Raw genomic sequence first — 3,256 nt, 5'->3', positions numbered from 1 at the left:
ACAGGCAGGTTCTGCAGCGCCGGACGGAACTTACCTGACCAGCTTACAAATTCCTGGTCGCGTACTTTCAGCAGTAAATCCAGTTTTTCCCTGAACAGCGCATCGTAGTCATCCAGGTTAAACCCAAATAGAGGATAGGCCTCAACAGACGATCCGCGACCAACCACCAGTTCAGCGCGTCCACTGGAGATCAGATCAAGAGTCGCAAAATTTTGGAAAACCCTGACCGGATCCGCAGCACTCAATACAGTGACCGCACTGGTCAGCCGGATGCGACTAGTCTGCCCCGCCGCTGCCCCCAGAATCACAGCCGTTGCTGAATCCAAAAACTCTTTTTTATGGTGCTCCCCAATACCAAATACATCAAGGCCAATCTGGTCTGCAAGCTTGATCCGTTCCAGTAACTGCTGCATTGCAACAACTCCGGTTAATGTATTTGAGCCGTACATGGCCGAGGCAAAACTATCTATTCCAATTTCCATATCGTACTGATTAAAGACGCAAATTAGACAATACCCCAATAAACTGCGTTAGCCTAAAGTCAAAGTTCGGGCGCTGGTTATTCAGGATAAAAGCGCAAATGCTTTTTACAAGTTTGCGTCATAAAGACGTTCAATAATAAACACTTGTTTATCAAAAATATACACTATATACTGCATTCGTAATTTTGGGAATTACACGAATATTTCGTAAATTAGCGTCTCCAACGGGGTTAGATGTAAACCGAAGACGCCACGTGCCGCAGGCCTGATTACATCGTTCATTTAAATTTTATTGTGATGATTAGAACTTTGATCAAGCTGGTTTTTGCCTGCTTTATTTACTGCGGGCTTTATTATGGCGCACTGTTTAGCAAAAACCCGCTGCCGCTGATGGGTCTTGCTTTTTTATTTGCCGGGATTTGTATCTGGAGATACGACCGGGGACGGCGTAAAGCAAATTTTAGAAAAATGCAGCAGTGGAAATTCTTGCAATACAGGCGACACCTAAAGCATTAGAGATAACAACTGCTCAAGAAAACTCATAAAGTGCCTGGGTTTATAAGTACGCACATCCGAGCGAAAACCAGATGCCCGTTCAAATGCGCTCAGGGTGAGTTTTTCTTCATAAAAAGTATACCCGGTATCCTGAAACCGGAGTTTCAGAATACCGGGCATTTGATGGCTAACGGTAAGGTCCTTACCATTCAGCCAGCAGGCAATTTTAACATCAGCGATCCGGCCTAACAAGTCACCGCCGTAGATCAATGCGATCCTTTTGTGCCTGAACCGCTCCCGAACCAAATCAACCTGATCTTGGGCCGGACAAACTCCAAAGGAAATAAACAGCAGCTTTCCCATACCGGAAAAACTGCTGTAGTTTAAAGCCAGGAACGCGACTGCTTCCATAGCTGAATTACAAAGAAAAACATGACTGATCTGACTGGGGTTGCTGTTTCCGGCTATCCAGGGCTTAGCCACCAAGGGCACATAGTGAAATCCAAAACGGAAACATTCTGAAACAGTACCGTAAGAAAAACACAGCTCATCATTACTCGGAGAATGAAAACTATCAGCAAAGAACTGCTGAACCTTGAGACTTACACCCAGATGGCTCAGCAGCAAACCACTACCGGGAAACTCCGGATCTGGAATAGGCCTTTTCATTATCATTCCCGATTTTCATAACCTTTTTTTCCCGAATCTTAAATTCCTGCTCCTCATACCTATCCTTCGCCCGCCCATAACCTTCACTTTGCAAAGCAGCTTTCGCGTCCTTATGCTTTCCCCCTTCAAGCGCCTTCAGACCGTGAAAAGCGAGGTAAGTCAGGCCGCCATCAATTAAAATCGAGGCGATCAGCAGGAACCTGTTGGAACGCACCGGATCGGTGTCCACCCCGGTATACCGGAATTTTGTGCCATCACTAAGCTCAACCTCTTTGCCTTTCCGGTAAAGTTCTTTCTGGGCAGCAGTTAACTCTTCATCATTCACCCGCTCCGGTGCCTGGAGCAGATGCGGCTGGGTGTAGATAAACTCGTTGGTTTCTTTGTCGTATTCAAACAGGAATTCCTGGTCAGCTTCTCCCGGACGCTGGACGACTTTATAGATGCCCTGGGACTGGCCGCTGATCAGCTGATCCACTTCCTGCTCAGTGAGTTCCAGCGGGTAATCAACCTTATGGTAAATTGGATGTATCCGAAGTTCTGCTTTACCCTGCTCATCGCGCCCCAGGGATAGTTTAGCATCAATAGCCGGAATCCGGGTGCCTTCGGCGGTTTGCAGATCATAGATCAACTTCATACCGGTTCGCCTGCCACTGAGCATGGCATCCATTTCTTCTTTGGAAATGATTACCTGACCATTATGAGCCAAACCTGCCTGCTGAAGCTGGGCCATAGGCAGTTCTGTTTCTGTAAATATTTTCTTGTTCATGTGTAAAGTTCTTAATGTGTTTATCGTTTGATTCTTGAACCAGTGTTTTGATCCTGTTCCATCGCACCGGACTGGCCGACAGATTCCGATTGCGAAATATCTTGCGCCAGTTGCTGAGGGTTAGATTTGGCCTCCAGCAGAGAGCCATGTAACCCGTCTTTAGCGGATATTTTGATTTTTTCGCCAGTACCCAGGTCTTCAATTTGTTGCTTGCCGCGTTTTTGATCTTCATTAACCCGGTAAGTAGTTCCATTGTAAGCGATCTCATCACCCTTTGAAAGAACCTGGCTTACTGGTTTAGTGACCTGCTTCGCTGGATCCGCCACCGCTGATTTCTGGTGCACTAGTTTTTCCAGCGACTCTGCCAGCGATGGCATATTTTTCATCTGTTCAGCATTAAACACCCATGCGGTTTGCGGGACCATCTGCCCCTCATTCTCCTTCAAAAAATTTATCGGGGTTGCTTTGGCACCCTTGGGGACCTGCGCGCCCATAGAATTGGCCTGCTTTAAGGTGACCCATCGTGGATCTTCATAAGACTGCATGGCCAGCGCCAGCGCGTTCATCCCCCTGTAGGATTTACCAGTGGAAGGATTAAACGGAATCTGGAAAGGCCGCTGTTGGGGCTGGCCATTTAATTTTTGCAGAAAGGACGTTCCTGCTTCAAGCTGGGCCAATAGCTTATCGGCCACGGCCTCATGGAGTGGTTTTTCTTTAGTCATAAATAAAAAATTATAGGTTGATAAATGAGCGCACCAGGTTTTCAATCTCCTGGTTGATCTGTAAAAAATTTCGCATCAGGATCTCCTCCTTCTTGCCGCCGAAATCATGGTAGACCGGAAGG

Annotated in this window: 4 protein-coding genes; all 4 read right to left on the bottom strand. The window is 46.9% G+C overall.

Going from position 1 to position 3,256, the window contains the following annotated elements; all coding sequences use genetic code 11:
• A partial coding sequence (locus VK541_RS09680) for an LLM class flavin-dependent oxidoreductase (RefSeq protein WP_324369393.1) occupies positions 1-482 on the bottom strand: 482 nt, incomplete at its 3' end.
• Between the two features lie 504 nt (positions 483-986).
• On the bottom strand, positions 987-1,646 hold the full coding sequence (locus VK541_RS09675) for a hypothetical protein (protein ID WP_324369391.1): 660 nt from the start codon (positions 1,644-1,646) through the stop codon (positions 987-989).
• On the bottom strand, positions 1,609-2,412 hold the full coding sequence (locus VK541_RS09670) for a DUF4099 domain-containing protein (protein WP_324369389.1): 804 nt from the start codon (positions 2,410-2,412) through the stop codon (positions 1,609-1,611). The genes VK541_RS09675 and VK541_RS09670 overlap by 38 nt, the downstream gene beginning before the upstream one ends.
• 20 nt (positions 2,413-2,432) lie before the next feature.
• On the bottom strand, positions 2,433-3,134 hold the full coding sequence (locus VK541_RS09665) for an ArdC family protein (protein ID WP_324369388.1): 702 nt from the start codon (positions 3,132-3,134) through the stop codon (positions 2,433-2,435).
• Positions 3,135-3,256 lie beyond the last annotated feature (122 nt).

This window comes from Pedobacter sp., from assembly GCF_035317785.1.
Lineage (GTDB): Bacteria > Bacteroidota > Bacteroidia > Sphingobacteriales > Sphingobacteriaceae > Pedobacter.
Note: the sequence above shows the minus strand (reverse complement) of the source record. Positions and strands in the feature narration are given on the sequence as shown.